3 protein-coding genes are annotated in these 1,688 nt (G+C 71.4%); 1 reads left to right on the top strand and 2 read right to left on the bottom strand.

Features of this window, described 5'->3' with window-relative positions:
* Nucleotides 1–125: 125 nt before the first annotated feature.
* Nucleotides 126–497, bottom strand: a complete 372-nt coding sequence (locus AX721_RS17685) for a hypothetical protein (RefSeq protein WP_068877302.1) — start codon at nt 495–497, stop codon at nt 126–128.
* 205 nt (nt 498–702) lie between these two features.
* On the opposite strand from AX721_RS17685, the gene AX721_RS27460 reads away from it, so the two are divergent.
* Nucleotides 703–855, top strand: coding sequence for a hypothetical protein (locus AX721_RS27460; protein WP_156467230.1), 153 nt, complete (start codon nt 703–705; stop codon nt 853–855).
* A gap of 30 nt (nt 856–885) precedes the next feature.
* Here the strand turns inward: AX721_RS27460 and AX721_RS17680 are convergent.
* On the bottom strand, nt 886–1,688 hold an 803-nt coding region (locus AX721_RS17680; protein ID WP_231754736.1), incomplete at its 5' end, for an SPOR domain-containing protein.

Raw genomic sequence — 1,688 nt, 5'->3', positions numbered from 1 at the left:
GGGGACGACCGGCACGACCACGGGGGCGGGCGCCACGGGTTTTGGCTTGTCCTTGCGCAGGCTCTGGCAGCCGGCCAGGGCCACGGCGGCCGCCATCAGCGCCACGGTCGTCGTCTTCATGCGACTCACTTCTTGAGGTTGGACAGGACGGCCTGGTCGGCGCTTTCCATCCGGGCGCAGGCGTCGATGCCTTCCGGCTGCTGCTCCAGGAGCCTTCGCGCGCCTTCCGGCGTGGGGCCGCGCGCCGCGAACTCCGCTTCGGTCTTGACCTCACGCGCCTGGTTGGCGGCCTGGCACGACGCCAGTTCCATCCGGAAGCCGGCCTCGGCCTTCTCGGACGCGCGCGCCAGCTCGGCGATACGCGCCTCATATCGCGCCCGCTCCGCCATCCAAGAATTGGACGTTATGCCGAGCATCACGGCCAGCGCGATCGCCACAGCGATCGCGATCAGGCCCGTCGCCGGGCTCACAAGGATCTGTCTCAGTCCTGCCAGCATGCTCCGTCCTCAACCCGGCTGCCCCCATCAAGCAGCGTCGCTGTGGCCATTTCACGGCTGATAGAACCCGAGCCGCGTCCCCGCGTGGCCGGATCGTGCGTCACCATAGCACAGGCCATGGTTTTTATTTCGTGACTTGAAACCCGTCGCGCCAGGGGCGTCCTTCCGCATGGAACATAGGCGGTCGCAGCCCATTGTTGAGCTCATGGGAAAATGGATCGCCATCCTGCTCGCCGCCATGGTCGGCCTCGCCGTCCTCGGTTTCCTGGTGGACGCCGCGCGGGTCATCGCCGGCATCCTCTTCGTGGGCTGCCTGATCGTCCTGGCCGTGCGGTTCTTCACCCGCGGACGCGGCTGACCCCTTACCGCCCGGCGCGCGCGCCGCAACTCAGCCCGGGCGGGACGGCCTGACGAAACAGCCGCGCCCCTCGGCCTTGAGGTCGGCGCAGAAGCGCGCGGCCTCGGCGCCATCGGCGAACCCGCCCACCACGGCGCGCCGCCACAGCTTGCCGTCGACACTGGCCGTCTCCACCCACGCCTGCCGGCCGCCAAGGCGCGCCTGCAAGGCGTTCAGCAGGCCGCGCGCCTCCGCTTCTGACGTCGTGGCGCCCACCTGCACCACCATGCCTGTCCGGGACCGCGGCGGCGCAGGTCTGGCCGCCGGCCGAGGCGCGGGGTCCTTGGCCGCAGCCGTCGGCGCGGGCGGCGCGGACGGCGCGTCCGCCTGGGCCACCGTCACCGCGGCGGCCTGGAAGGGCCCCTTGAAGTCCTTCTGACACGCCGCCCGCCATGCCGCCTCCAGCGCGGTGCCCGGTTCGGGCGTCCGCCAGTCGGGTTCCGAGACCCGCAGCATCCGGCGCTCGCCCAGCAGGTTTCGCTCGGCATAGCCCGTTGTCTCGCCGAGCCGGACCTTGCGGCTTTCGCAGTCGGCGTTCAGCGAGACGTGCCACGACAGGGCGCCGGTATGGGCATAGGCTTCCGCGCTCATCGCCTCGGCGCGGATCACCACCCGCGGGCTCGTACCCGGCGCCGCCGGGAACGTGGAGACCACCGAGGTCAGCGCCTGTGGCGTGACCGCCACCACCCGCTCCGGCAGGATGTCGGTCTCGCGCTGCATCCAGGCCAGCAGCGGCCCCCGGTCCAGGGACGTCGGGAACACCGGCGCATTCTGTGCGGCCGCCGAGCCTGCGC

This window comes from Phenylobacterium sp. CCH9-H3, from assembly GCF_001557235.1.
In the GTDB taxonomy this organism is placed as follows: Bacteria; Pseudomonadota; Alphaproteobacteria; order Caulobacterales; family Caulobacteraceae; genus Phenylobacterium.
Note: the sequence above shows the minus strand (reverse complement) of the source record. Positions and strands in the feature narration are given on the sequence as shown.